The organism is Ruminococcus flavefaciens MA2007 (assembly GCF_000621845.1).
GTDB lineage: Bacteria > Bacillota > Clostridia > Oscillospirales > Ruminococcaceae > Ruminococcus > Ruminococcus flavefaciens_E.
Genome location: NZ_JHXF01000007.1, coordinates 1 through 24,032 on the forward strand (window position 1 = coordinate 1; position 24,032 = coordinate 24,032).

Here is a 24,032-nt window from a genome sequence, read left to right on the forward strand (position 1 = left end):
GGTCTTTTGCGAAAAAACCGAGTGCATCCTTGAGAATATCATTTGCTTTGCGAAGCTCGGCATTTTCACGCTCAAGCTCCGTAATACGCAGTTTTGCTTCATCGTCGGTCATCTGATACTTTTTAGCTTTGGCAGCGGCATTTCGCTTTGTACGCCAGTCTGATAGTGTGTAATACTGGATACCTAACTGCTGAGCAGCCTTTTTCAGTCCAATCTCATCCGAGAGCTTTAATGCTTCTTCTTTGAATTCTTTACTGTACTTCATAGTCGTTTTCCTTTTCCGGTTTTGTTATTTATATTCTACCAGATTTTTGGGTGTTTGTCGACTGCTCTTTCAGTATAACACTTCAAAAGATGCCGCATTCCAGATTTCTGATCCAAAATGACCGCTTTACTTTTGACGAGATCGTCAATGCCTCTGTCCTCCCGTCATTCAGCACAGATACTGCAAATGAGTTTTTCGGGAACAGTTCAGACCGCATTCAAGTCCCCATTACAGACGAAGAGGCTGAGGTGAGATATTTCCTTGTCTGTCTGAAGGAGAATGATAAACAGTTCGGACAGCTGTTTGAAGTATTATAATAGCTAAGTTTTTACTTTTGTATGAAAGCTCTATCTATTCACTTTTCAATACTGATCATCACGCCCGTTTTGAATCGGAACTCCAGATAGTAAAAGTGGAAACTATAGATTTATTACTGATAAGAACACCAGCCCCCTTGCGGGAGCTGGCTTCTTTCATAACATTATATCGCCTTTTCTTCGTGTGAATTTCGTGTGAATTCGTGTGAAAAATGCCTGTTTTTTCTTCACACGAGACTGCAAAAATGCATTTAAAACTGTTTAATACAGGTAAGAGAAAAGCCTGTATTTCGGTGTTTTCCTCGAAATACAGGCTTCTTTAAAAGAGCGGACAGAGAGGTATTCGAATATTTTTAAAGAACTGTTTTTGCCTATTTATAGCCTTTTATAATTTTCGTGTGGAATAATTGAGTGGAATATAATTATTCAGATTGAAAACAATTTCTGCTTTAGCTGTTCTCTTTCAATTATTGAAGTATTAATAATCCCCGCATGTTTATTCGCTTTTATCAAGACTGCTTATGATCTTAAGAAGAAATTTCTGTATTTTTAACGCGTCATTTCCTGTAATGCCTGCTGTTGATGTGTCAACATCTGCATTTATAGAACCCTGATCTGTAAGATGTCTGCTGTCGGTACCTTTAATACCGTACTTGTTAGGATTTGCGAGAGCCTGCATGATAAGAACAATGTCTGACATATCTATATTGCCGTCACAGTTTGCATCGCCTTTAGCTGTTGTTTTACTGAGCTTTATAACAAGATCCTGATGTTCACCATATTTTGTGAAAGTAATCTTCGGCTCTTCATATTTATATGCATAGCCCTCTGGCAGTTTAGTCAGTTTAAAGCAGTAATCTTCTTTAAGGAATCTCATAGAGTCAAAGTGCATCACAGGTGTATCAGAGGTATTCCAGCTCAGATATCCATAATTGTACCTTGAATTCATAACAACAGTAACGCCGTCAACAGTTTCTTCTGTTTCTTCATCAACTACCTTGATATCAGCTGTACAGGAATTTTTAGAAGTCGGAACTTCTTCGGCAGAGAAATTTATATTCTCATTACATTCACCATTCTTTACTGTAAATATGAATCCATCTTCATAGTATTCAGAATACTTTGTGAAATAGCCTTTAATATATGATGGGAAGTGTCCCTGAATTGCCCATTCTATTTCTGTATTAGGCTGTACTATCCTATATTTTGAATCAAGAAATGCCTTTAACCTGTATTCTCCGTCTGGAAGCTTGATCTGGTTTAATATGCATGGATATCTGTATCCCTGCATATCAGTAACTTGGATACCTTCCCATCCGTTGTTGTTAATATCCAACCCATTGCTACTAATAATTCTGTAAGTTTTGCACTGGCATACTACACTTTTCATAGATATTGGATATACAGGATGAACAACTCTGTCTACACTTCCGCCTTTATAAAATGCAAGCTGAATATCAGAATATCTGTAATAATCATCTGATTCTCCGCTTATACCTAAATAATACTTTGCATCTTCATCAAATTCAATGTCGTTGATAGTTTTTACAGGTTCTTCTTCAGCATTCCAATTCAGAAGTTCAATTTCTTCTTTACCTACTTTTTTGTATATTCTTGCTTTTGCACCTTCAACAGGTTTGCGGTCATTGTCCATTATTGCAATTGTAGCAGCACAATGCTTGCCATCTATAGGCACAGGAGCCTCATCAGGAAGAACTATCTTAGGCACATCAATATTTTTTTTACGTCTTGCCTCAATAACTATGTTCTTGTGCTGTCCCTTTGAAGAGAAGCTGAAAGTAGTGTTCGGTATGTAATAAAGTTCTGACGTATTAACAGGACTAACTACATAATTACCTTTCAAACAAAGTAATTTATCAAATGACATAGGATTAGAGTTGGTGCTGTTCCAGATTATAGGAGTGTTCTTGAAAATTTTATCATTTTTAAGTGCAAGTTTGATCCCCTCAATAGGTTCTTTTGTTTCACTATCAACAATAGAAATATCAGCAGAGCAAGCATCAGCTATATCAGGTTTTTGTTCACAAAAGAAATCCAGAAGGGTATCAGTTTCTCCGTTTACAACATCGAACTCAAATCCCTTTGAAAAATCTCTTTCAAAGTAATCCATACTTAATTGTTCATGAAATTCGTTCTTAAAATCAATAATAACTGCTGCTGCTTCAGTATTAGGCTGAACAAATCTTAAGTTGTGATTTGGAATGACATAAGCAGTATAATGGCCGTCGGGAAGCTTTGCTCCGCCTAATCCGCAATATCTTGCCCCGTTTTCATCAACAATATATTGCTCGTCGATAGTGTATAGACTGTTCAAAAACACAAAATCAAGATAGTAATATGATGTTGCATTTATTTCGATACAGTCAAAAAGGCCTCGCTCTTCACGGTCTGCGCGTTCTGCATCTCTGCCGCAAAGAATGATATTATCTTTATCTCCTTTTTTATCAAGCATTACAGTTGTTGATTTAGGGAGAACATAATCCTTAGGCACATCATCAATAACGATCTTATAACTGAAATCTTCGCTGTATTCAAGTCCTTTCAGTTCTTTTGCCCCATCCTGTGTAAGTTCCCATTCATCAATAACAACATCTTCTTCACCTGACCTTACAAGCTTTGCCTTAATATGGGCATCTTCAGGGATAGGCTCAGAATAAGATGACATCGAGACCGTTACCATACAGGTCTCCGCATCAGTATCCGAAACAGTTGCGGTTTCAGCCGATACTGTGAATGAACTGCTGTTATATACCGAACAGGTACCTATAACAGCGATTGCAGATAATACTGCGAGCATTTTTTTGAATAACATAAATAATCCTCCTATCATGTTAAGGGCTTATACCCTTATCCAAAAATTATATATCAAGACGATAATTTTGTCAATAATTTATCAAGCATAGTAATATATCTGTATAAATATATTTAAATTGTTTCTATAAAAAATTAATCATATTCGCAAAGATGCTCTTTGTCAGGTGACATTTTGAGTGCATTGCCGATCATATTTATCGAAAAAACAACCATTATACTTTAACTTTGAATGATAACTTTATTATTAATTAACAGCAGCTCCCTTACTATAACATGCACGAGGAAATACTTCTCGCCTACTGTGGATGCTACGGTGTTGACAGCTCGGACGTGGAACTCTTGTTAGAATACGGCTATACATGTGATGAAATTGAAGACATGCTCACAGATCACAGCCTGCTCCGAGACGCTCTCAAGGATGTAAAGTATATGTGCGGTGAAAGCATATATGAGGAGTACTGTGGAGTGTTCTAAAAAGTGTACTTTATGGGACATTCAAAAAACGGCTAAAAAAACGTTCCAAAAAGTGGTGTTTTGACTTTTGAGACGTTCCGAAAGTCGCCACCACTTTTTGGGACAGATTGGAGGTAAAATGGATAACCGTGTATATGGGTATGCTCGCGTTTCTACGCGGGAACAAAACGAGGACAGGCAGATCGAAGCACTTACGAAGTTCGGGGTACCTGTACAGAACATTATCATCGATAAAGCATCGGGAAAGGACACGGAGCGTGAGGGCTATCAGTATCTCAAACGTCAGATACTCCGTAAGGGAGATACGCTTGTTATCAAAGAATTGGACAGGCTCAGCCGTAACAAGTCTGACATCAAACGCGAGCTTGAGCAGTTCAAAGAAATGGGAGTTCGGGTAAAGATACTGGATATTCCTACTACACTTACAGACTTTCCGCCGGAGCAGGCTTGGGTACTCGAGATGATAAATGCTATTCTCATAGAGGTTCTTGGAGCTATAGCCGAGAACGAGCGTAACAAGATACGTGCTCGTCAGCGTGAAGGTATCGAAGCTGCCAAAAAGAAAAACGTCCGCTTCGGGCGCCCTTCAAAACCTCTGCCTGATAACTGGCGTGAGGTATTGGCAGAAGTCCGTTGCGGAAATAAAAAGCCCGTTGAGGCTATGCGCGAGCTTGGTATCTCAAAGTCATGTTACTACAGGCTATACAACAGAATATAGATAAGTGCCTCCATTTACGGAGGCACAAAATTAAAGAATATGATGACATTTGAAAACTACCTATTCCGCTCCTGAAATGAAAACAATCTGCCTTTTTTTATCCGAAGTGTGTAATCACAGCATTGTTCAATAAACTCAGGATCGTGCGTTGAAACAAGCACAGTGATGCCTGAATCCGCAAGCTGTCGCAGAAAATCTCCGACTTTTTCCATATGAGCGTAATCAAGTCCCGATGTCGGCTCATCAAAAAGGAGCAGTTCCGCTCCTGCCGCAATTGCAGATGCTATTGCAACACGCTGTTTCTGACCGCCGGATAGTGCCATCGGATGAGTGTTTTTATATTCAATCAGACCGAGCCTATCGAGTATCTCGTGACATCTTTTTTCGTCTTTATCTTTCATTGAAAGAAGCACTTCTTTTTCCACATTGTCTGTAAAAAGCTGGTGGTTCACGTCCTGCATGACCATGTATGAAAAACCGATGCGCTGACGCTTTCTGTATTCCTTTCCGCTTGATATGATAACGCCCGTGCAGTCCTTTTCCAGTCCGCATACACAACGAAGAAAAGTGGATTTTCCTGTGCCGTTACTGCCGATAACAGCAGTTACCTTGCCCTTGGGAAGTATCAGCTCAGGAATACTCAGGCTCAGTGCATCACCGTCTGCGGCTGTAAACTTCTTCTTACACAGGAGATATGGCTTGTGATGATAGGAAAAATGAAAGTCCTTCAGCAATATCCCGCCTGAGATATCCGCTTGTCTGCACTCTGTATGTTCTTGATCTGAGAGTAATTCCAGATAGTGTTCATTGATTCTTGTCGGACGAAGCCCAAGGCATCTGGTTTCTGTTTCTGAAAGCTCTGCAAATTCCTTGCTTGACCACTGAAGGGAAATCTTGCCTTTTTCCATATAAATCACACGGTCAACTAAATCTTTCAGATACCAAAGCCTGTGCTCGGAAATGATTATTGTCTTTCCTTGTCTTTTCCAATCGCAGACGATGTCATGCAGCATTCCGATTGCTTCCATATCAAGGTTTGATGAAGGTTCGTCAAGCAGTATGATCTCAGGAAGAAGTGCTGCCACCGAAGCACAGGCTATCCTTTGCTTTTCGCCGCCGGATAATTCAAATAAGCTTCTGCCGAGAAGTTTGTCAAGCTTCATCTGTTTTGCTATGATCTCTTTCCTTGCGTTTATTTCTTTGGGATCAAGCCCGATGTTCTCGGGACCGAATACGATCTCTCCGTCGGTATCAACTGAAAAGAACTGACTTCTCGGATTCTGAAAGACAGTGCCCACAACGCCTGCAAGCTCATAGAGCTGCGTTTGGGCGATGTCAAGCCCGTTAACCGTGACATCACCTGTCATATCGCCGTGATAGTAATGAGGGATAAGTCCGTTTAACAGCCGTATCACTGAGGTCTTTCCCGAACCTGATGCACCGCACAAAAGAAGTGTTTCACCCTTTTTTATCGACAAGGAAACGCTGTCAAGAGAGTTTTCAGCCGCTCCCTTGTACCTATGAGTCACATTGTTTATCTCCGCTATCGTCTGCATCATCTGATATATTTAGAAGCCACGAAAATTGCAAGAGCTGCAGTGAAGAAAAACATCAACAGATAATCTGCCACGCTCAGTTTCAGCACCTGCACACTGGTTCTTTTCACCTTTCCTCCGAGCCCTCTTGTAACAGCGGCTGCGGATAATTCATCACCGATATTTACGCATGAAAACAGCAGCGGTATCAGACGATATTCTATCATACCTGCGGCGTTTCCGCCGCCCAACATGATACCACGCATTTTCATTGCGTCACGGATAGCGGCGTATTCTTCCTTGATAGTAGGAAAAAAGCGCATGACGACCGCAAGGGAGATAGTTATGCCATCGGGGATGTGCATTTTTTGCATAGCGCAGACGAATTCGCCGATCTTTGTGGTCCTCACCACATACCACGCAGTTATCATCGCAGGCATGAACTGTACTATTATACTGCAATAGCCTACCAGAAAAGCCGACAGAAATCCCTTTGATTGTTCGGAAAGGAACCTGAATGTCAACAGCAATGCTGTCCCATAAAAGATCAGAAATCGAAACGCAGCCGCATAATGCTTTTCAACGATAAGCAGCAGTATCGGTATCATGGTCATGGTGATCCTGACTGCCCAAAGGAAGGGCGTTGTAGCGCTCATCATCACGACTGCCGATACCACAAATATCATGTACAGTTTGGTTCTCGGGTCGAGTTTTAGGCTCATTATACGATACCTGCTTTCTCAAAATGCTTCTTTACAATAGTCTTTCCGATCAATGCTCCAACACAACCAAATACAAAACATAGTACAAGCAATACAGCTATGGTTTTTGAATTAATAGCACGGAACAGGTTGTCGCAGTATTCAACAGAGTAACCGCCGTCAATAAGGTTCTTTCTGTAGGAATCCGCAGAGACAACCACAGGGAAATAGTTGGCACATATCCACAGACAGAAAACACCATAGCTTATGATTGTTTTCTTGAAGCTCTTATAACCGCCCGATTTTGCAATCAGATCTGCTATCACACCTGAGGCAATGATAAGCGGCGCACCTAGATACCCCATACCTGTTACGAACATGATGATAGCAAGTAGTACGGACATTATGCTCAGCATACCGAATTTCTCTATCTTCGTATAAAACAGCATCATCGGGATAGAACCGACTAATGGTATCATCACGACATAGGACGCTACGATGTAAGGGTGGATAAATCCCAGTATTCCGCAGGCAAATTCTACAACGAACAAAAGCGCTGTAAAAATGCCTATTGTGATAAAATCTTTTGCCTGTAATTTCTTATCATTCATTATTAAACTCTCCTTATCGTTTTTGCGGTTACGCCAGTTTCCAGCTTACCGCCTGTTTCCTGCCGCTGATGAAGTTCTTGTAGATGCCCTCCTGTGCCATAAGTTCTTCATGCCGTCCCTGCTGAACTATGCGCCCCTTGTCCACAACGATGATCTGATCGGCATTACGCACAGTTTTGAGCCTGTGAGCGATCATGATGATAGTTTTATGCTTTGTCAGGTTCTCTATGGCTTCTGTAAGTTCCTTTTCGTTTTCGGGATCAACGTTTGCAGTCGCCTCATCAAGTATGATAATAGGTGCGTCCTTCATTATCGCACGGGCAATGGCAAGCCTTTGCTTTTCGCCACCCGAAAGGGTTGCACCGCCCTCGCCGATAACTGTATCATAGCCGTTTGGAAGAGACATAATGAAATCGTGACAGGCGGCTTTCTTTGCGGCTTCTTGCACTTCCTCCAAAGACGCTTCCGGTCTGCCGAAACGGATATTATTGGCGATAGTATCCTCAAAAAGGTATACACGCTGAAAAACAAAGCTGAAATTTTCCATAAGGCTGTCGAAGCTGTAATCTTTGACATTCCTGCCGCCAAGCGTGACCTGCCCCTCCTGAACATCCCAGAAACGGGAAATAAGAGATGTTATGGTAGTCTTTCCACCGCCGGACGGTCCTACGATAGCGGTGGTTGTATTTTCCTTTATCTCAAGCGATACATCGTCAATGATCTTTCTGTTTTCGTAAGCAAAGCTGACATGGTCAAGGCGAATGTCCCTGTTCTTGGGGGTGATGTTTTCACCGTCAGTATCCATTTGCTCGATGTCAAGTATCTCAGATGCCAGATCAACGCCTTTGCCGATAACACGGAGCAAGGCTGTATAAATACCTGCTGAATCCAGCGACTCAAATACCATGAAGGAACACAGCAGCATTGTAATAGTATACACAAGCTCCATACTTCCGTTCAGGTAAAAGTAGACCGATGCTCCCGCTATCGCAACACCAATCAGCTTGCAGATGAGATTCTGAACTCCAACGGCAGGTATCGCCGCAAGCTCGGCAGAGATATCAGCGTTTTTTTTGCGCTCAATAGAGTTTTTGAGCTTCGACTGATTAAGAGCGATGATATTATAATTCCTTATCTCCGATATTCCCTGAATGTATTCCAGTATCACGCCGACCATTTCCCTGTCAGCAGAGATCTTTTCATCGGCTACCCTTGCGACACTGCGGTTTGTCCACTGATTGACCAGAATAAAAACGCCTATGCCTGCCAGCGAGATAAACCCGATACGGATGTCAAACGCAAACATGAAAAGTGCAATGACCACAGTCGTGATGCTGCCTTGCAATACCAGCATGATCGCACGGGTAGCAATGTCTCCCATCTGCTCCATTGTGTTTGTAGCGACCGAAGTGATATGTCCGAGACTTGTATCATTGAAGTAACCCATAGGCAGATAACGAAGATGTTCGCCGATCTCTATTCTTTTTAGTGCGGCAGTATCATATCCGCCCTCTGTCTGAAGCATCGTGGAAAAGCGGCTTATGACTGTCTTGCCGAGTGTGCTTATCAGCATCAGACCTATTACGGTCAGTATCGCCTTTGTGTCGATATTATCGTCAAGAACCGCTTTTATGGCAACAAATGCGGCTGGAATCTTCATGGCGGTGAACATTGCTTCAATGACACCAAGCACGATAGCCTTGTAGAATTTTCTTCTGTTCTTTTCACTGCAAAACCCAAAGAACTTTTTTATCATCTCAAGCATATGCGTTCTCCTTTCCGTTGTCGTTATCTCTGACCATACTGTGCGCTTCCCACATTTTTCTGTAAAGCTCACAGTTTTCAAGCAGCTCACGCTGTGTACCGCAAGCCTCGATATTTCCCTTATTTACGACAAATATCTTATCTGCGTCTACGATAGTCGAAAGACGGTGGGCGATAACGATAAGTGTCCTGCCCTGTACAAGCTTTGCAACGCTCGCCTGCACAAGAGCTTCGTTTTCGGGGTCGGTGTATGCGGTCGCTTCATCAAGTATGACTACAGGCGCATTTTTGAGCATCGCTCTTGCAATACAAATTCTCTGGAGCTCGCCGCCGGAAAGATGTCCGCCTGCGCCGCCGACTACAGTATCATAACCGTTTTCAAGCCCCATGATAAACTCATTACAGCCCGATGCTTTAGCCGCATTTATAACGTCTTCGTCAGTTGCGCCCGCTCTGCCGAGCCTGATATTTTCCATGATGGACATATCGAAAAGGTAGTTATCCTGCGCCACATATGATATCTGCGCCATGTAGTAATCAAGGGGCAGCTCTCTGATGTTCACTCCACCGTATGTGATATCGCCCGAATCAGTATCCCACAGCGAGTCGATAAGCCTTGCGATAGTGCTCTTGCCCGAACCCGACGGACCTACGATTGCAGCGATCTCACCTTGTTTGATCTCCATATTGATACCGTGCAGCACTTCCTTGTCCTTGTATGTAAATCTCACGTCGGAGAGCTTTATGTCCGAGCCGACAGGCTTCTTTTTCAGCTCTGTCGGTCTTACCATGTCTTCACGTTCGATGATCTCAGTTACTTCGCCGAAGATCGTTTGCATTTTCAGAATATCGTCCATATAAGAAAATGCGACCACAAGCGGTGTTATCAGTCCTGCCGAGAGAATGATACCTGTAATGAAGTCCGCAGCAGTCAGCGAGCTGTTCTTTACTAGCAGCAAACCAATCGGCAGAACGCCTAAAAATGTTGCTGGCAGAAACGCCATAGTTCCCGACTGCGGCCAGATGCACCGGCGCATCCAGTCAATGAAAACATCAGCACCTTCTCTTGCAGCTGTTACGAATTTTTTATAAGAGCTGCCTGTCTTTCCGAACGCTTTGATGACCTCTATACCATTGATATACTCAACAGCGGTATCATTGAGCTTTTTGGTCTTTTCAACGGATAATTCATATCCGCCTTTGCTCCTTGAAAACATGATTGCAGCGCATATAAGGCCAATTAATGCACCTACTATATTAGCTAAACCTAACCTCCAGTCAAGACTAAGCAGATAGATAAACATGATGACAGGGAGAAGGAGATTTGCCGTAAACTCAGGAACGATATGTGCAAGCGTGGTCTCCATTGAATCCACTCTGTCCACGATAATGTTCTTGTAGCTTCCGCTGTTGTCATCCAGCACCGAGCCGAGCGGTATCCTTGACAACTTTTCACAGAGCTGTTTTCTGATGCTGCCCAGCACATTAAAAGTTGCCACATGAGATAATGAAGTAGAGAATGAATGCAGAGTTATTCTTATTACCCAGAATACTCCCATAAGCAGCGTTTGCTTCAAGTAATATTCCCATTCTCTGTTGCCACCAAGAAGTTCTTCTACAATATCAGCCATGATAAGATAGGGGATAAATGATGCAGCTACGCCAAAGATAGCAAGCACAACACTTCCTCCGAAATAGCTTTTCTTTCTTCCTGCAAATTCAATTACCCAGGATAATAGACTGCGTTTCTTTTTCATTACTAAAATTCGCCTCCATATACGTTTGCAAAAGCTAACAGATGTATTGTTTTATAGGGAAACGCAGATAAACGCTTCCCTTGACTTAATTATTAAAGACCAAACAGCGACTTCCATGCCGGAAGATAAAACTTTTCAAGTGTATGAGCGTAGTGTATGGCTTCATCTTTGGTGAAATCGTGTATAACTGCCTGAAGAATCGCTTCAACACTTGCCGTCACGAGCAGATGAAATTCTTTTTCGTTTATGTCATTGACAGCAATTCCGCTTTTCTTCAGTGCATTCATATATCTGATCGTAACTTCTTCCTCAAGCTTTGCTATGTCATGAGTGAAGTTCTCATATTTTGTACCCTGAGATCTGCAAACGATCAGCTTGAACTCGTCAAAATGATCGTAGATGTATTCCATAAACCGGACAGTTTCCATCTTATTATCCCATATTGATTCAGCTGCAACCTTGCCTATCTCACCGAAATAATCGTCCTCTATCCCGTGAAAGCACTCCATCAGCCCTTCTATCGTAGGCTCAACCAGCGATGCAAACATTTCTTCCTTGCTCCCGAAATGCTTATAAAGACCGCCCACCTGGATACCTGCCTCGGCTGCTATTCTTCGGAGTGAAGCATCTGTAAAGCCGTACTGCATAAACTCTTTTTTGGCAGCCTCAATGATCCTTTCATGGCTCTGCGTTTTGTCTCTCGGCATTAATTCACCTCCCTGAGCAGTAAATGAACAGTGTACACCAACATTGTTAGTATACACCGTTCTCTATCATTTGTCAAGCAGATTTCAATGCTTATTCTCTTATCTTTCGTTTTTCACCGTTTTTAATATTTTTTAAATTAGTCTGCTTTTATCTTTCGTACTTTTTAACATGTGAAGAGTCATGAATATAAGAAAAACCAGCTCCGTAAGGAGCTGGCATTATTCAAGCATTGTACCACCGTAAATGTCGTGTGATTTTCGTGTGATTTTGTGTGATTTTTGACTGTAAATTAGTCACACGAATCTGCAAAAATGCATTTAAAACTGTTTCATACAGGTAAGAGAAAAGCCTGTATTTCGGTGTTTTCCTCGAAATACAGGCTTCTTTAAAAGAGCGGACAGAGAGGGATTCGAACCCTCGATACGCTATTAACGTATACACGAGTTCCAGTCGTGCGCCTTAGACCAGCTCAGCCATCTGTCCATATATATAGGAGACTTAGAAAAAGTCTCCCTTGGTGCGAGTAATGGGACTTGAACCCATACGTCTCTCGACACACGCCCCTCAAACGTGCCTGTCTGCCTATTCCAGCACACTCGCAAAGTACTTTAATATTATACAGCAAATCGAAAAAAAAGTCAATAGGCTTCAATATATATTTATCATATTACAAAATAAGGCGTTTCATATAACAAAAAGTCTTCAATTTAGTCAAGGAATAATAAATTAAAATAATCACTCATAAATTTTCTTGATTTTCGACATTTTACGCTAAAAACACCCCTTGAAAAAACTTTAAAAGTGATGTACAATGTGTTTGTAGATTAAAAGAAAAGGAGTTAAACCTAAACTATGGAAAACAAACGAATCAAAGTATTGATCGGTGACGATTCAGCATCAAACGGAGTAAAAGCAGCTGCAATACTCAGGGAAAACGACATAACAGCGTTTACCCGAAAGAAAAACAGCAGAGCGATACTTGATTCCATAATCAATGACGTCCCTGATGCTGTCATTATCGACCTCACTCTACAGGACACTGATGCCATATGCCTTATGGAGCGCGTCAAAGGGACACTTGTAAAGATACCTGCTTTCATTATCGTATCTGATATCCAGAACAACTTCATCGAGCGTCAGGTTTTGGAAAACGGGGCATCATATTATCTTACAAGACCGTATGATGTACAGAGTCTGCCATCAATAATCAAATCCGTATGCACGATTCCCTTTACAAGCACCTGTACCGATACTGAAATAATGGTCACAGAGATAATACAGAAGCTTGGCGTACCTGCTCATATAAAGGGCTACCACTATCTTCGTACAGCTATACTCAGTGCAATTGAGGACAGCAGGCTCATGGAATGTGTAACCAAGCTTCTTTACCCTTGTGTGGCACAGAAGTACGACACCACTTCATCTCGCGTTGAACGAGCTATCCGTCACGCTATCGAAATAGCATGGGACAGAGGCGATTCCGAGGTAATAAACAGCTTTTTCGGATATACTATCGACAATTACCGCGGACGTCCCACAAATTCGGAATTCATAGCACTTGTAACGGATAAGATAAGACTTCAGCTGAAATTAGCGTAAGCGATTATTCCGGTCACAACTCCTCTCTCCGCTGTGACTGTTTTATTATCCATGAGAAACCCTCTGTGTTTTGAAGCACAGAGGGCTTTTTTTCATTATCTCTTTACGAAGTACTCCTCATACCATACAAGGAATGTATAAATTGTCCAGACCTTGCGCCAGTTATCGGAGTTTCCGCCCACATAGTCCTTATAGATAGCGTTTATCTCGTCGACATCAAAGAACTGTGCAGCCATATCGCTGTTGAACTTAGCGCGTACATCTGCATTATAGCGCTCGTCAGCAAGCCATATCCTTACAGGAACTATAAAGCCCAGCTTCTTTCTGAAAGCGATCTCCTCGGGGAGAACCTTTGCAGCAGCGGTTCTGAATGCCACCTTGTTCTGCTCCTCGTTCACCTTGTACTTTGAAGGCATACGCGAAGCAATATCGAATATTCTTCTGTCTGTGAGGGGCATACGGATCTCCAGACCGCAGGCTGTGCTCATCTTGTCGACATTGAGGTAAATATCTCCCTCAAGCCATATCTGGATATCCACATCGGACATCTTTGTCAGCGGATCAAGTCCCTCTGTCTCATCGTAGATATACTTCACAAGGTTTATGGGGAGCACATTGGGATCGTAGTGTTTGAGTATCTTCTGCTTTTCCTCTTCCTTCATGATATTGGTATTGCCCACATAGAAGGTTTTGAGGTTGTCGCCGTAGCGCTCGGCATTGCGGTACATATTGTAGCCGCCGAAGAACTCGTCAGCGCCCTCGCCCGAGTAGCAGAGCTTTGTATGCTCGGCAGTAGCCTTGCAGCCGAGAGTGAATACTATAGCAGAAGCATCGCCTAAAGGCTGCTCCATATTGTACATAACGAAAGGAACGATATCAAAGAAGTCCTTTGGCTGGATATTTGCAACGCTGTGCTCGACGTTAAGGAGCTCCGCAGTCTTGGCGGCAACTCTTGACTCGTCGAATCTTTCCTCGTCATAACCGCATGAATCGGCTCTCTTAGCGTCGCTCATTGCAAGCACGTAAGATGAATCAACGCCGCCCGAAAGGAATGACTCTGCAACCTCGTCATCGTCCTTGACCTCGGGGAATATCTTTGTCAGAGTATCATGTATCTCGTTTGCCCAGTCGTCAAGAGACTTGCTCTCGTCGGGCTTGAATGTTGGAGTCCAGTAACGCTGAACTGTCAGCTTTCCGCCCTCGAATTCCAGCCAATGTCCCGGCATGAGCTTCTTCACGCCCTTGAAGAACGTATCCTCTCCTGCAACATAGGTCAGTGTCATGTATATCTGGAGCATATCCACATTGAGCTCCTTGACGAAGCCCTCCTGACCGATTATCTTACTGATATTTGTTCCGCAGAGGAGCTTGTTATCGGCTGTGATATAGTAATAGAAAGGCTTTGTGCCGAACTGGTCTCTAAGGCAGAAATACTTGTCTTTCTCGGTATCATAGAGAGCAAATGCGAACATTCCGTAGAAATGGTCTGCCATTTCCCTGCCCCATTTTTCGTAAGCCTTGACGATAATAGCCTTTTCACGCTCTTCACGGGAAAGTGTATCATCAATGCCTAATTCCTTGCAAAGACCTCTCCAGTTTCTGATATGACCTCTGTAATCGCAGATATTAATCAATTTAATTCACCTCGTAATAGTGTAGCTTATATTTCTTCGTAGATAAGGGGACGGTTCATAAGTGCGCCAAGTGCGTCTCTGACGTCTCCGCCGTTGAAAAGCACCTCGTTAAGCTGCTCTGTGATAGGCAGCTCCACGCCAAGACGCTTTGAAAGGTCGTATGCAGCCTTGCAGCAGAAATAGCCCTCAACTGTGCCAACGCGCTCAACAGCCTCCTCGGGAGAAACTCCCTGACCGATAAGTATGCCTGCACGTCTGTTGCGGCTGTGCATACTTGTACAGGTAACGATAAGGTCGCCAATGCCTGTAAGTCCGCTGAAGGTTATAGGCTTGGCGCCTGCCGCCTTGCCGAGACGAGCTATCTCGTGGATACCTCTGGTCATAAGGGCAGCCTTGGTGTTGTCACCGTAGCCCAGACCGTCGCATATGCCAACGCAGAGAGCGATGATATTCTTGAGAGCTCCGCCTATCTCGCAGCCCTTTACATCGTCATTGAGATATATTCTCATGAAGTTATTGCCGAATTCACGCTGAACGTACTCAGCAGCGTCGTGATTCTCAGATGCAGCAACTACAGTTGTAGGAACACATCTTGCAACTTCCTCAGCATGAGACGGTCCTGAGAGAACTACCATTTTTTCGGTAGGTATCTCCTCGCGTATGACCTCGCTGAGAGTTTTAAGGCTTCCCTCTTCAAGTCCCTTGCCTGTATTGACAATGACCATATGGTCGTCACAGTAGGGAGCAGCCTCCTTTGCCACGCTGCGGACAAATGATGACGGGATACCGAATACAAGCATATCACAGCCCCTGATACAAGAGATATCGCTTGTAAGGGCAATACTCTCGGAGATAGGTACTCCCGGGAGCTTCTGAACGTGCTCGCCGTGAGAGCGGATATCATCTATTTCCGACTGGAACTTCGACCATACTGTAACATCATGTTTTCCGCAGTGTTCAGCCATTATTGCCAGTGCAAGACCGAAACCGCCCGAACCGAGTATAACTATTTTTGCCATAGAAGATCACTCCTTACGATAAATCATTCTCTGCCTATATCTATGGTGTTGAATGTGAATTTATTCTCATTTCCGTCAATAAGTCTCTGGATATTTGAGCGGTGCATGAATATTACCATTGCCGCCATTGGCAGTGAAAGAAGCATATACAGACAGCTTCTTCCGAATGAATAGCCGTCAACTATCCATGACATCAGCAGTGTTGCCAGCGGGCAGTATGCTGTCGAAATTATTGAAGCAAGTGAAACATACTTGGAAATTGCAAGAATAACAACGAAAATAGCCAGAAGTGCAAGAAACACCTTGTAGTCGACAGCTAAAAACGAAGCCGCGCCCACAAGTACGCCCTTTCCGCCCTTGAATCCGTAATATATGGGGAAAACATGACCTATTATTGCAAATAAGCCTGCTATATAGCCGATATAGTGTGTATCATTGCCGGGGAGCATTCCTGCATGGAGAAGATGACAGAAGCCTCTTGCAAGGAAAACTGCCACTACGCCTTTTAAGAGGTCTCCTATGAGAGTAAGAAGCGCACTGGGCTTGCCCGCACATCTGAGAGTATTGGTAAGTCCTGCATTTTTACTGCCCATATCGCGGATATCTCTGCCTGTCATCATTCTTACGACGATGATAGAGAAATTTATACTGCCGAGGAAATAGCCAAGACCTGCGGCGACGATAATTGAGAAAAACACCTTCATTATTTATCATTTCCTCCCCTCTCACGGACGATAAAGCGAACAGGAGTTCCCTCAAGTCCGAATGTTGAGCGTATTTGATTTTCAATGTATCTTCTGTATGAGAAGTGGAAAAGGTCTGCCCTGTTTACAAAGGTAACGAATGTCGGAGGCTTTGTAGAGGGCTGCGTCATATAGTATATCTTCAGTCTTCTGCCCTTGTCCGACGGGGGCTGAACTCTTGTGGTAGCGTATGCAAGGACGTCATTGAGCATACCCGTTGATATTCTCATGCTGTTCTGCTCATAAACGTACTTGATGAGCTCATAGAGCTTGTTGATACGCTGTCCTGTCTTAGCGGATATGAACACAAAGGGTACGTATGACATAAAGCTGAAATCATTTTCCAGCTTAGTTCTGTACTCCTGCATGGTCTTGTCGTCCTTTTCGATGAGGTCCCACTTGTTTACAGCTACAACGCAGGCTTTTCCCTGCTCATGAGCATAGCCTGCAACCTTGGAATCCTGCTCTGTGAAGCCCTCGGCTGCGTCAAGCATAATTACGCACACGTCAGCGCGGTCAACAGCCATATAAGCACGAAGCACGCTGTAGTGCTCGACTTTTTCTGTGACCTTGGACTTCTTGCGGATACCTGCTGTATCAATGAATACGAAATTGCCGTACTCGTTATTGATAACGGTATCTGTTGAATCACGGGTAGTTCCTGCGATATCGGAAACGATAACGCGCTCCTCGCCTGCTATCTTGTTGATAAGCGAGGACTTTCCTGCGTTTGGCTTACCGATAACGGCTACCTTGATGTGATCCTCGCCGTAGTCAGTCTCTTTACCGTCAGGCAGGCTCTCATACACCTTGTCCAGCATATCGCCTGTGCCGTGACCGTGAACAGAGGATATGGGATAGGGATCGCCAAGTCCCAGATTATAGAACTCGTAGAGCTCCAGCGGAGGATCTCCGAGATTATCGACTTTATTTACAGCAAGAACTATGGGCTTGCCGCTTTTAAGGAGCATTTGTGCCACGGCATAGTCGTCAGCGGTAACTCCGCATTTGATATCCGTTACAAACACGATAACGTCAGCCTTTTCGATAGCAAGCTCCGACTGTCTTCTCATCTGCGCAAGGATAACATCATTGCTTTCGGGCTCGATACCGCCAGTATCCACCACCATGAACTCCTTGCCGCGCCACTCGCACTTAGAATAGATACGGTCTCTTGTAACGCCGGGGGTATCCTCTACGATAGATAAGCGCTGTCCGATAAGCTTGTTGAAAAGTGTGGACTTTCCTACATTAGGACGTCCAACAACTGCAACTATCGGTAATGACATTGTATTGCTCTCCTTTCTCTCTTTACTTCAAAACAAGTCTCAGTATCACTGCCAGCCATAAATGGGCAGGATAGAATATATAGAAAAACCACTTTGAAAACTTAGGGAATCTTCCCTTTCTGCCGTTGTAGAACACTGTCATAAGGGCATATGCCGCCGCAAAATCGAATATATGCATAGCTGTCGATTCGAGCTTTATAAGCGAGAATCCCTCAAAATACAGCGGTATCTCCGATACGAGGATATATACTGCCCAGACAGAAGCATACCATATCAGCCTTGCCTTCGGCTTTTCACGGAAGATATGGAGCCCCAGCACTATAAGCGGTCCGAATATGAACCACTCGGACACAAGAGCTGTAGTAACGCCGCATATAAGCACTATAAGGGCGATACGCTGCCAGAGCTTGAAATGGCTCTCCCATGCGCATAAAGCAAGCAGGCTGAAAAACAGGGTGAACATGATGTTTGCGCCCCACCAGCCCGTTATAGGTCCCCACAAAATAGTGAACGGGACCTGCGTTATACAGGCAAAAATAAAAAGCCTCTGTGCGTATTTCTTAACAGAGCGAGTGTATTTGTAGCCGTCGGCAATGAAAAAGAACATTACAGGCGGAGTCATCAGACTAAGCCGAATGAATATCCTCTGCCAAAAGGGACAATCGGCAAAAAGTCCGTCAGGCGGCGTATCATCAATGCTCAGCCATGCGAAAAGATGTCCCCAGAACATGAAAAATATGATGATATACTTTATCACGTCGCGGTTTATGACTTTAAGTCTGCTCTTTTCCATATTCCCCCCTGTGAGCTGATACACGTTATTCAGCTCTGAAACGCAGTATTGTCGAGGAATATCTGCTGAAATTCTTCGATAATACGTTTTTTCTTCCCAAAGTCAACAAAACGATCCTTTGATACGAAATTCAGATACTTAAAAAGGAGAGAAGGATTCTCTCCTCCTCTCCTTCTCTTTTATCGGATCAAGCCGATTATTCAGCGTCGATCTTAAGGACCTCAACGCCCTTATAGAATCCGCAGTTTTTGCAGACCTTATGGGGAGCCTTATATGCGCCGCAGTTGTCACACTTGGACATTGCAGGAGCTTCGAGCTTCCAAACAGCAGAACGTCTCTTGTCGCGTCTTGCCTTAGAAGTTTTTCTCTTTGGTACAGCCATTGTGGCACCTCCTTACAGAGCCTCACGGCTCAGATTAATTAAGATGATCGCACTGAGTCTCATTCAGGTCACAGCCGCAGACCATGCACAGTCCCTTGCAGTCTTCCCTGCAAAGCACCTTAGTCGGCAAACTGAGGAGAATATCATTCAGCGCAACTTCATTCAATTCAATGCTCTCGCCGTCTGCTACGATATAATCATCGTTATCGTCGTTGCTGACGGAAGGAACAACAATATGGTCAAAGGAAAGATCATAATCTCTGGAAAACTCTTTCAGACACCTGTCGCAGGTGTGAAGAAGCTTGAATACAGCAGTATAGTCAAGGTAGACTACGCCTGCCCTGTTATAGAGCTTTCCGCTGAGACTCACATCGGAACCGAATGAAAATCCTTTGATATCACCGAATTCCTCTGGAGCTATCTCATATGAGAAATCTTTTTTCTCTCCGACAATATTGAATATCTGCTTTAAATTGATCTTCATACAACAATCCTTCAGAGCACTATAAGATATATTATACACCAATTGACTTTATCTGTCAATACTTCGGTGTAAAAATTTCAAATTTTTCCGCTGAATTACTTGATGAACTGCTTTACGCTCTCAGGAAGCTCAGAATCGTCAGCTGAAACTGTAAATACGATAGTAGCCTCTTCACCTGTGAGCTTGTCGAGCTTCTCAAAGAGCTTGCCGAGAGCGTCGTAATCTCTGCCTACGATCTTGAGGATGCCGTCAACGAAAACGTCCTTGATATCGTAGTTGCCTGCGAGCATACCTGCTACGAAGCCATAGAAAGCGTCTGTGCCCTCGATAGCAAAGCTCTCTGTATCGCACCATCTAACTCTGAAGCTGATAGAACGTCTGATGTTATCGCCCTTTTCGATGCAAACGAGGTTGCCATTTGTTGACTTTACAGCTTCGTTGATCTGGTCGATAAGTATCTTTGTCTTACCTGTGCCTTTTTTACCTGTAATAAGTTTAATCATAATTTACTCCTTCCGTGCCTTGCGGCATTTGTGACGTATTATATTTTGTATTATGAGCTAAACGGACTATCAGCCGAGCTTAGCTTCAAGAGCTGCCTTTGCGCCCTCATAACCCGGCTTGCCGAGAAGAGCGAACATATTGGACTTGTAGCTTTCAACGCCTGGCTGGTTGAAAGGATTAACACCGAGAACATAGCCTGAGATAGCGCAAGCCTTCTCGAAGAAATAGATCATGTAGCCTACATTTTCCTCTGTAGTATCGTCAAGCTCGAGAATGATGTTGGGAACTCCGCCCTCTGTATGAGCGAGAACAGTACCCTCGAAAGCCTTTCTGTTTACTACTGACATATTCTGATTTGTGAGGAAGTTGAGACCGTCAAGGTTCTCAGCGTCGGGCTCGAGGAAGAGGTCAGTCTTTGGCTTCTTGATGTCAACAACTGTCTCGAAGAGTATTCTTGCACCGTCCTGGATATACTGTCCCATTGAGTGAAGGTCTGTTGAGAAAACAGCTGCTGACGGGAATATACCCTTATTGTCCTTGCCTTCGCTCTCGCCGAAGAGCTGCTTGTACCACTCAGACATCATTACGAAGCTTGGATCGTAGGAAACCAGCATTTCTACTGACTTGCCCTTTCTGTAAAGGATATTTCTGAGTGCAGCGTACTTATAGCAATCGTTATTGTCGAAATCTGCGCAGAAGTCAGCCTGTGCCTTAGCAGCGCCCTTCATGAGAGCGTCGATATCGCAGCCTGCAACTGAAATAGGAAGAAGACCAACAGCTGTAAGAACAGAGAAACGTCCTCCTACATCGTCAGGGATAACGAATGTCTCGTAGCCCTCAGCGTCTGAGAGGTTCTTGAGAGTTCCTCTTGCCTTGTCTGTAGTAGCGAAGATACGGTTCTTAGCTTCTTCCTTGCCATATTTATCCTCAACCATCTTCTTGAAGATTCTGAAAGCAAGAGCGGGCTCTGTGGTTGTACCTGACTTAGAGATAACGTTTACAGAGAAGTCCTTACCCTCACAGAGAGCAATGATCTCGTTGAGATAAGCAGGGTTGATGCTGTTGCCAACGTAGTAGATATCAGGTGTATCCTTCTTCATATTGTTGTAAAGAGGCGACTTGAGGAGCTCGATAGCTGCTCTTGCGCCGAGATATGAACCACCGATACCGATAACGATAAGGATATCTGAATTCTTCTTGATCCTCTCGGCAGCTGCCTTGATACGTGCGAATTCTTCCTTATCATAGGCTGTAGGGAGCTCTACCCAGCCTAAAAAATCATTGCCGAGACCTGACTTGCTGTGAAGTGACTGAGCAGCAGCCTCTACCTGAGCCTTGATACCAGCCATTTCGTCAGCATTGACGAAGTCCTTCAAGTATTTGGTGTTGAGTTTTAAAGACATTAGAATTTACCTCCAATATGTATGGTAAGCCATACAAATATAATTTACCATCTTTATGATACTATATTTTTGGATTTTTTTCAAGTCCTTTGCGTAACAATTTCAACATTTGTATATTTATAACAATTATATACTCACTTTTCCATCATTTTATCTAACAGCTTATATAAAATATATTTATAGCTCAGTTTCGGAACAGCGCTTTTCGCAAGCAATTCGCTCTCATATACCAGCGTATCGTCGTTATAAAAGGCTGCTGTGCCGATTGGCTGACCAATTCTTATGGGAGCCGTCAGATATTCGGGTATTACTACTCTCGCGCGGAGCTCCCCCGAGCCCTTGGGCACAACAGCTTTTCCCTGCTCATTCAGGTATATCTCCACAGCCGAAGAAGTCCCGTTTTTTACCTTGACAGGAGCAAGCATTTCATCGGGAAACATCGTAAAAGTCACCTTATATCCGCTGAAGCCGCTGCGAATGAGCTTTTTCGCCGTGCCCAAAGATATACCATCGTTCTCCGCCCCCAGAACTACCGATACAAAGACACTGCCGCTTTCATTCCGTCCGCCCTCGGCAGCGCAGTACCCTGCCTCGTCGGAATGACAGGCTTTGAAGCCGATATGGCGGTCATAAGTCCGCGTCAGACTGTTTTCGCTGACAAGCTCTGTTTTGCCGCCCTTTACAAAGTCGCGCCATGTTGAAAACGCAGGCGTCAGAAAGTCATATTTTGCAAGCTCACAGCAGATGACCGCCATATCATGGGCTGTAGTGTACTCCTCTGCGGAATAATAGCCATAGGGCGAGACAAACCGCGTATCACGCAGACCTAAATCAAACGCCTTTGCATTCATGTCCATGACAAAGCTTTCAATACTTCCCGAGGACTTCTCCGCAAGAACCGTCATAGCGTCGTTGGCGTTTCCGATGATAACGCTTTTAAGAAGCTCCTCAACGGTCATTTTGTCGCCGCTTTCGAGCCATATGACTGCACCTTTGGTATTGGTGACGCTCTCGGAGGCTGTGAGCTCGTCAGCAAAAGCATACTCCCCGTTCCGTATGTCCTCGGCTATGAGCAGTACACTCATCAGCTTGGTAAGATAGCCTGCATTCAGCCTTTTATCGGCGTTAAGCTCATTCAGGACCGTGTGTGTCTCAGCTTCCATAAGCACATACGCCTGCGGTTCGGGCTCTTCCTTTGCATTCGCTCCCATAAAAAGCGCCGAAAGCGCCGCAAAAGCCAGTATAACAGCTATATTTCTCAGTTTTTTCAGCATATTCATCACCTCAAAGGATAATATGCGGTTTTATGACAAAAAATGAAAAGGAGCAGCAAAAGCTGCTCCTTTATCTCCTTTTTATTCATTTTTTAAAGCGGTGATAATGAACGCGTCCTTATTATCGCCTGTAATCTCGTAATTACCCGATATCGGTACTCTCGTCTTGTACTTTTCATCGTTTCCGGTAACTGAGTAGATCTGATATCCCTTATCGTTGAATGTAAGGCTGTATGGCTCATCAAAGGTGTACTGCTTGAGGAAATCAACGTACTCCTCAAGGCACATCTGCTTCTTTTCCATTATTGCTGCGTGTATCTCACCCACGTATCTGAGATGCCACGGGCAGTATTCTTTGCCTGTTTTGTCCTTTTTATTCTGTGGATATCTTACTATAAATCCATACTTCCAGCAGTTCTCACCTATCCAGCCCTCTGTGTCATATCCGTCGTATGTCATCACAGAGCCATAAGCGTTCAATGCGAGGTCTACGCAGTATCCCGCCTTGGACTCACTGAAAGCCTTTGGGCAGTATGAATCTTCGTCTGTATATGTATCGGTAGTTCCGTATACGATAAAATCAGCTAAAGCTGTCTGGTTGGCATAATCCTCCATCATGGAGTTAAGTGCCTCTGCCGCGTCCTCGTTGAGCTCAACCTTCTCGTCAACAAGGGTATAGAATTCGTTCTTCTCATCCGACAGGTCTACCATAGCCCTGCTGTAATCTTCTTCTGCCGGAGCGCTTTCCGTATATATTGCAAGTACACCCTCTGCAAGTTCATTTTTCGATAACTCGTACTCCGAATACCCCAGATACTTTACTCCTTCAAAAGCAGTTGTGCTCTCGTCGGTTGTGCCCAGCGAAAGGCTGCTGCCTGTAGGAGTTTCCGTCGGTGTTTCGGCATTACGGAAGTTTCCGTTTATTGTAAGATTTAAAGGCTGCTGACTTGCCAGACTTCTTCTGAGGGTATCAGCACCCGAAAGCGTTATTACAATAGCGCCCATAGTCAGCAGAACTCTGCTGAACCTGAGCTTCTTTCTCTTTGGCTCCTGCATTTTGACCATATCCTCCGATTGTTTTGTTCTACATCATAAAATAATACTTTGGTTCTTTTTTTCTTTATTTTTCTATCGTTTTTCAGGCATACGCCCGAGTATTATTTATTATCAGAATAGCATTTCAGCCAAATTGTCTTTAGAGCAGCTTCCCCCGACTTGTCCGC

Annotated in this window: 22 protein-coding genes and 2 tRNA genes; 3 read left to right on the forward strand and 21 right to left on the reverse strand. The window is 43.8% G+C overall.

What is annotated here, in order from left to right:
• A partial coding sequence (locus T497_RS0103245) for a transposase (protein ID WP_028514373.1) occupies nucleotides 1-265 on the reverse strand: 265 nt, incomplete at its 3' end.
• Between the two features lie 813 nt (nucleotides 266-1,078).
• Entirely contained in the window at nucleotides 1,079-3,415 is a 2,337-nt protein-coding gene (locus T497_RS0103250; protein WP_028514374.1) for a dockerin type I repeat-containing protein, read from the reverse strand.
• A 275-nt stretch (nucleotides 3,416-3,690) separates the two neighbouring features.
• Between T497_RS0103250 and T497_RS0103255 the strand changes: the two genes are divergently transcribed.
• Both T497_RS0103255 and T497_RS0103260 read left to right on the forward strand, forming a co-directional pair.
• Nucleotides 3,691-3,891 carry a hypothetical protein gene (locus T497_RS0103255; protein WP_028514375.1) on the forward strand — a complete coding sequence of 67 codons (201 nt, stop codon included), beginning with the start codon at nucleotides 3,691-3,693 and terminating at the stop codon, nucleotides 3,889-3,891.
• Between the two features lie 118 nt (nucleotides 3,892-4,009).
• Complete coding sequence (locus T497_RS0103260) at nucleotides 4,010-4,609, forward strand: recombinase family protein (protein ID WP_028514376.1); 600 nt, start codon at nucleotides 4,010-4,012, stop codon at nucleotides 4,607-4,609.
• A gap of 56 nt (nucleotides 4,610-4,665) precedes the next feature.
• Here T497_RS0103260 and T497_RS0103265 read toward each other — a convergent pair whose 3' ends face one another.
• The 8 genes from T497_RS0103265 to T497_RS0103300 form a co-directional block, all read right to left on the reverse strand.
• Nucleotides 4,666-6,138, reverse strand: a complete 1,473-nt coding sequence (locus T497_RS0103265) for an ABC transporter ATP-binding protein (protein WP_242839963.1) — start codon at nucleotides 6,136-6,138, stop codon at nucleotides 4,666-4,668.
• 26 nt (nucleotides 6,139-6,164) lie between these two features.
• Complete coding sequence (locus T497_RS0103270; RefSeq protein ID WP_242839964.1) at nucleotides 6,165-6,866, reverse strand: energy-coupling factor transporter transmembrane component T; 702 nt, start codon at nucleotides 6,864-6,866, stop codon at nucleotides 6,165-6,167.
• Nucleotides 6,866-7,456: an MptD family putative ECF transporter S component gene (locus T497_RS0103275; protein ID WP_028514379.1), complete on the reverse strand. Its 591-nt coding sequence runs from the start codon at nucleotides 7,454-7,456 to the stop codon at nucleotides 6,866-6,868. Before T497_RS0103275 ends, T497_RS0103270 begins: the two co-directional genes overlap by 1 nt.
• A gap of 28 nt (nucleotides 7,457-7,484) precedes the next feature.
• Nucleotides 7,485-9,221: an ABC transporter ATP-binding protein gene (locus tag T497_RS0103280; protein ID WP_028514380.1), complete on the reverse strand. Its 1,737-nt coding sequence runs from the start codon at nucleotides 9,219-9,221 to the stop codon at nucleotides 7,485-7,487.
• Nucleotides 9,214-10,977: an ABC transporter ATP-binding protein gene (locus tag T497_RS0103285; RefSeq protein ID WP_028514381.1), complete on the reverse strand. Its 1,764-nt coding sequence runs from the start codon at nucleotides 10,975-10,977 to the stop codon at nucleotides 9,214-9,216. The genes T497_RS0103280 and T497_RS0103285 overlap by 8 nt, the downstream gene beginning before the upstream one ends.
• Nucleotides 10,978-11,069: 92 nt before the next feature.
• Complete coding sequence (locus T497_RS0103290) at nucleotides 11,070-11,684, reverse strand: TetR/AcrR family transcriptional regulator (RefSeq protein WP_028514382.1); 615 nt, start codon at nucleotides 11,682-11,684, stop codon at nucleotides 11,070-11,072.
• Nucleotides 11,685-12,079: 395 nt separating this feature from the next.
• Nucleotides 12,080-12,168, reverse strand: a tRNA-Ser gene (locus tag T497_RS0103295).
• Between the two features lie 32 nt (nucleotides 12,169-12,200).
• A tRNA-Leu gene (locus tag T497_RS0103300) sits at nucleotides 12,201-12,285 on the reverse strand.
• A 252-nt stretch (nucleotides 12,286-12,537) separates the two neighbouring features.
• Here T497_RS0103300 and spo0A point away from each other — a divergent pair.
• The gene (gene spo0A / locus T497_RS0103305) at nucleotides 12,538-13,284 is read left to right on the forward strand and encodes a sporulation transcription factor Spo0A (protein ID WP_028514383.1); all 747 of its coding nucleotides are present in this window, start codon (nucleotides 12,538-12,540) and stop codon (nucleotides 13,282-13,284) included.
• Between the two features lie 95 nt (nucleotides 13,285-13,379).
• Here the strand turns inward: spo0A and T497_RS0103310 are convergent, their stop codons facing one another.
• The 11 genes from T497_RS0103310 to T497_RS17290 all read right to left on the reverse strand — a co-directional run bounded on the left by T497_RS0103310 (nucleotide 13,380) and on the right by T497_RS17290 (nucleotide 23,874).
• Nucleotides 13,380-14,918, reverse strand: a complete 1,539-nt coding sequence (locus tag T497_RS0103310; protein WP_028514384.1) for an asparagine synthetase B family protein — start codon at nucleotides 14,916-14,918, stop codon at nucleotides 13,380-13,382.
• Nucleotides 14,919-14,944: 26 nt separating this feature from the next.
• Nucleotides 14,945-15,937: an NAD(P)H-dependent glycerol-3-phosphate dehydrogenase gene (locus T497_RS0103315; RefSeq protein WP_028514385.1), complete on the reverse strand. Its 993-nt coding sequence runs from the start codon at nucleotides 15,935-15,937 to the stop codon at nucleotides 14,945-14,947.
• Between the two features lie 23 nt (nucleotides 15,938-15,960).
• Complete coding sequence (gene plsY / locus T497_RS0103320) at nucleotides 15,961-16,641, reverse strand: glycerol-3-phosphate 1-O-acyltransferase PlsY (protein WP_051530499.1); 681 nt, start codon at nucleotides 16,639-16,641, stop codon at nucleotides 15,961-15,963.
• On the reverse strand, nucleotides 16,641-17,969 hold the full coding sequence (gene der, locus T497_RS0103325) for a ribosome biogenesis GTPase Der (protein WP_028514387.1): 1,329 nt from the start codon (nucleotides 17,967-17,969) through the stop codon (nucleotides 16,641-16,643). Before der ends, plsY begins: the two co-directional genes overlap by 1 nt.
• Nucleotides 17,970-17,991: 22 nt before the next feature.
• Nucleotides 17,992-18,762: a TraX family protein gene (locus T497_RS0103330; protein ID WP_028514388.1), complete on the reverse strand. Its 771-nt coding sequence runs from the start codon at nucleotides 18,760-18,762 to the stop codon at nucleotides 17,992-17,994.
• A 196-nt stretch (nucleotides 18,763-18,958) separates the two neighbouring features.
• Nucleotides 18,959-19,144 (reverse strand): 50S ribosomal protein L32, encoded by a 186-nt coding sequence (gene rpmF, locus T497_RS0103335; protein ID WP_019678749.1) that lies wholly within the window; start codon nucleotides 19,142-19,144, stop codon nucleotides 18,959-18,961.
• Nucleotides 19,145-19,178: 34 nt separating this feature from the next.
• Nucleotides 19,179-19,628 carry a YceD family protein gene (locus tag T497_RS0103340; protein WP_028514389.1) on the reverse strand — a complete coding sequence of 150 codons (450 nt, stop codon included), beginning with the start codon at nucleotides 19,626-19,628 and terminating at the stop codon, nucleotides 19,179-19,181.
• Nucleotides 19,629-19,723: 95 nt separating this feature from the next.
• Nucleotides 19,724-20,131, reverse strand: a complete 408-nt coding sequence (locus tag T497_RS0103345; protein ID WP_028514390.1) for a hypothetical protein — start codon at nucleotides 20,129-20,131, stop codon at nucleotides 19,724-19,726.
• 69 nt (nucleotides 20,132-20,200) lie between these two features.
• Nucleotides 20,201-21,535, reverse strand: a complete 1,335-nt coding sequence (locus T497_RS0103350) for a glucose-6-phosphate isomerase (RefSeq protein ID WP_028514391.1) — start codon at nucleotides 21,533-21,535, stop codon at nucleotides 20,201-20,203.
• A gap of 134 nt (nucleotides 21,536-21,669) precedes the next feature.
• Nucleotides 21,670-22,809: a D-alanyl-D-alanine carboxypeptidase family protein gene (locus tag T497_RS0103355; RefSeq protein WP_028514392.1), complete on the reverse strand. Its 1,140-nt coding sequence runs from the start codon at nucleotides 22,807-22,809 to the stop codon at nucleotides 21,670-21,672.
• Nucleotides 22,810-22,890: 81 nt separating this feature from the next.
• On the reverse strand, nucleotides 22,891-23,874 hold the full coding sequence (locus tag T497_RS17290) for a M15 family metallopeptidase (protein WP_080693283.1): 984 nt from the start codon (nucleotides 23,872-23,874) through the stop codon (nucleotides 22,891-22,893).
• Between the last annotated feature and the right edge of the window lie 158 nt (nucleotides 23,875-24,032).

Bases quoted from the DNA above. Each gene is read 5' to 3' on its own strand.
- T497_RS0103250 (WP_028514374.1), bottom strand. From the start codon at position 3,415: ATGTTATTCAAAAAAATGCTCGCAGTATTATCTGCAATCGCTGTTATA.
- T497_RS0103255 (WP_028514375.1), top strand. From the start codon at position 3,691: ATGCACGAGGAAATACTTCTCGCCTACTGTGGATGCTACGGTGTTGAC.
- T497_RS0103260 (WP_028514376.1), top strand. From the start codon at position 4,010: ATGGATAACCGTGTATATGGGTATGCTCGCGTTTCTACGCGGGAACAA.
- T497_RS0103270 (WP_242839964.1), bottom strand. From the start codon at position 6,866: ATGAGCCTAAAACTCGACCCGAGAACCAAACTGTACATGATATTTGTG.
- T497_RS0103275 (WP_028514379.1), bottom strand. From the start codon at position 7,456: ATGAATGATAAGAAATTACAGGCAAAAGATTTTATCACAATAGGCATT.
- T497_RS0103280 (WP_028514380.1), bottom strand. From the start codon at position 9,221: ATGCTTGAGATGATAAAAAAGTTCTTTGGGTTTTGCAGTGAAAAGAAC.
- T497_RS0103285 (WP_028514381.1), bottom strand. From the start codon at position 10,977: ATGAAAAAGAAACGCAGTCTATTATCCTGGGTAATTGAATTTGCAGGA.
- T497_RS0103290 (WP_028514382.1), bottom strand. From the start codon at position 11,684: ATGCCGAGAGACAAAACGCAGAGCCATGAAAGGATCATTGAGGCTGCC.
- spo0A (WP_028514383.1), top strand. From the start codon at position 12,538: ATGGAAAACAAACGAATCAAAGTATTGATCGGTGACGATTCAGCATCA.
- T497_RS0103315 (WP_028514385.1), bottom strand. From the start codon at position 15,937: ATGGCAAAAATAGTTATACTCGGTTCGGGCGGTTTCGGTCTTGCACTG.
- plsY (WP_051530499.1), bottom strand. From the start codon at position 16,641: ATGAAGGTGTTTTTCTCAATTATCGTCGCCGCAGGTCTTGGCTATTTC.
- der (WP_028514387.1), bottom strand. From the start codon at position 17,969: ATGTCATTACCGATAGTTGCAGTTGTTGGACGTCCTAATGTAGGAAAG.
- T497_RS0103330 (WP_028514388.1), bottom strand. From the start codon at position 18,762: ATGGAAAAGAGCAGACTTAAAGTCATAAACCGCGACGTGATAAAGTAT.
- rpmF (WP_019678749.1), bottom strand. From the start codon at position 19,144: ATGGCTGTACCAAAGAGAAAAACTTCTAAGGCAAGACGCGACAAGAGA.
- T497_RS0103340 (WP_028514389.1), bottom strand. From the start codon at position 19,628: ATGAAGATCAATTTAAAGCAGATATTCAATATTGTCGGAGAGAAAAAA.
- T497_RS0103345 (WP_028514390.1), bottom strand. From the start codon at position 20,131: ATGATTAAACTTATTACAGGTAAAAAAGGCACAGGTAAGACAAAGATA.
- T497_RS0103350 (WP_028514391.1), bottom strand. From the start codon at position 21,535: ATGTCTTTAAAACTCAACACCAAATACTTGAAGGACTTCGTCAATGCT.
- T497_RS0103355 (WP_028514392.1), bottom strand. From the start codon at position 22,809: ATGCTGAAAAAACTGAGAAATATAGCTGTTATACTGGCTTTTGCGGCG.
- T497_RS17290 (WP_080693283.1), bottom strand. From the start codon at position 23,874: ATGGTCAAAATGCAGGAGCCAAAGAGAAAGAAGCTCAGGTTCAGCAGA.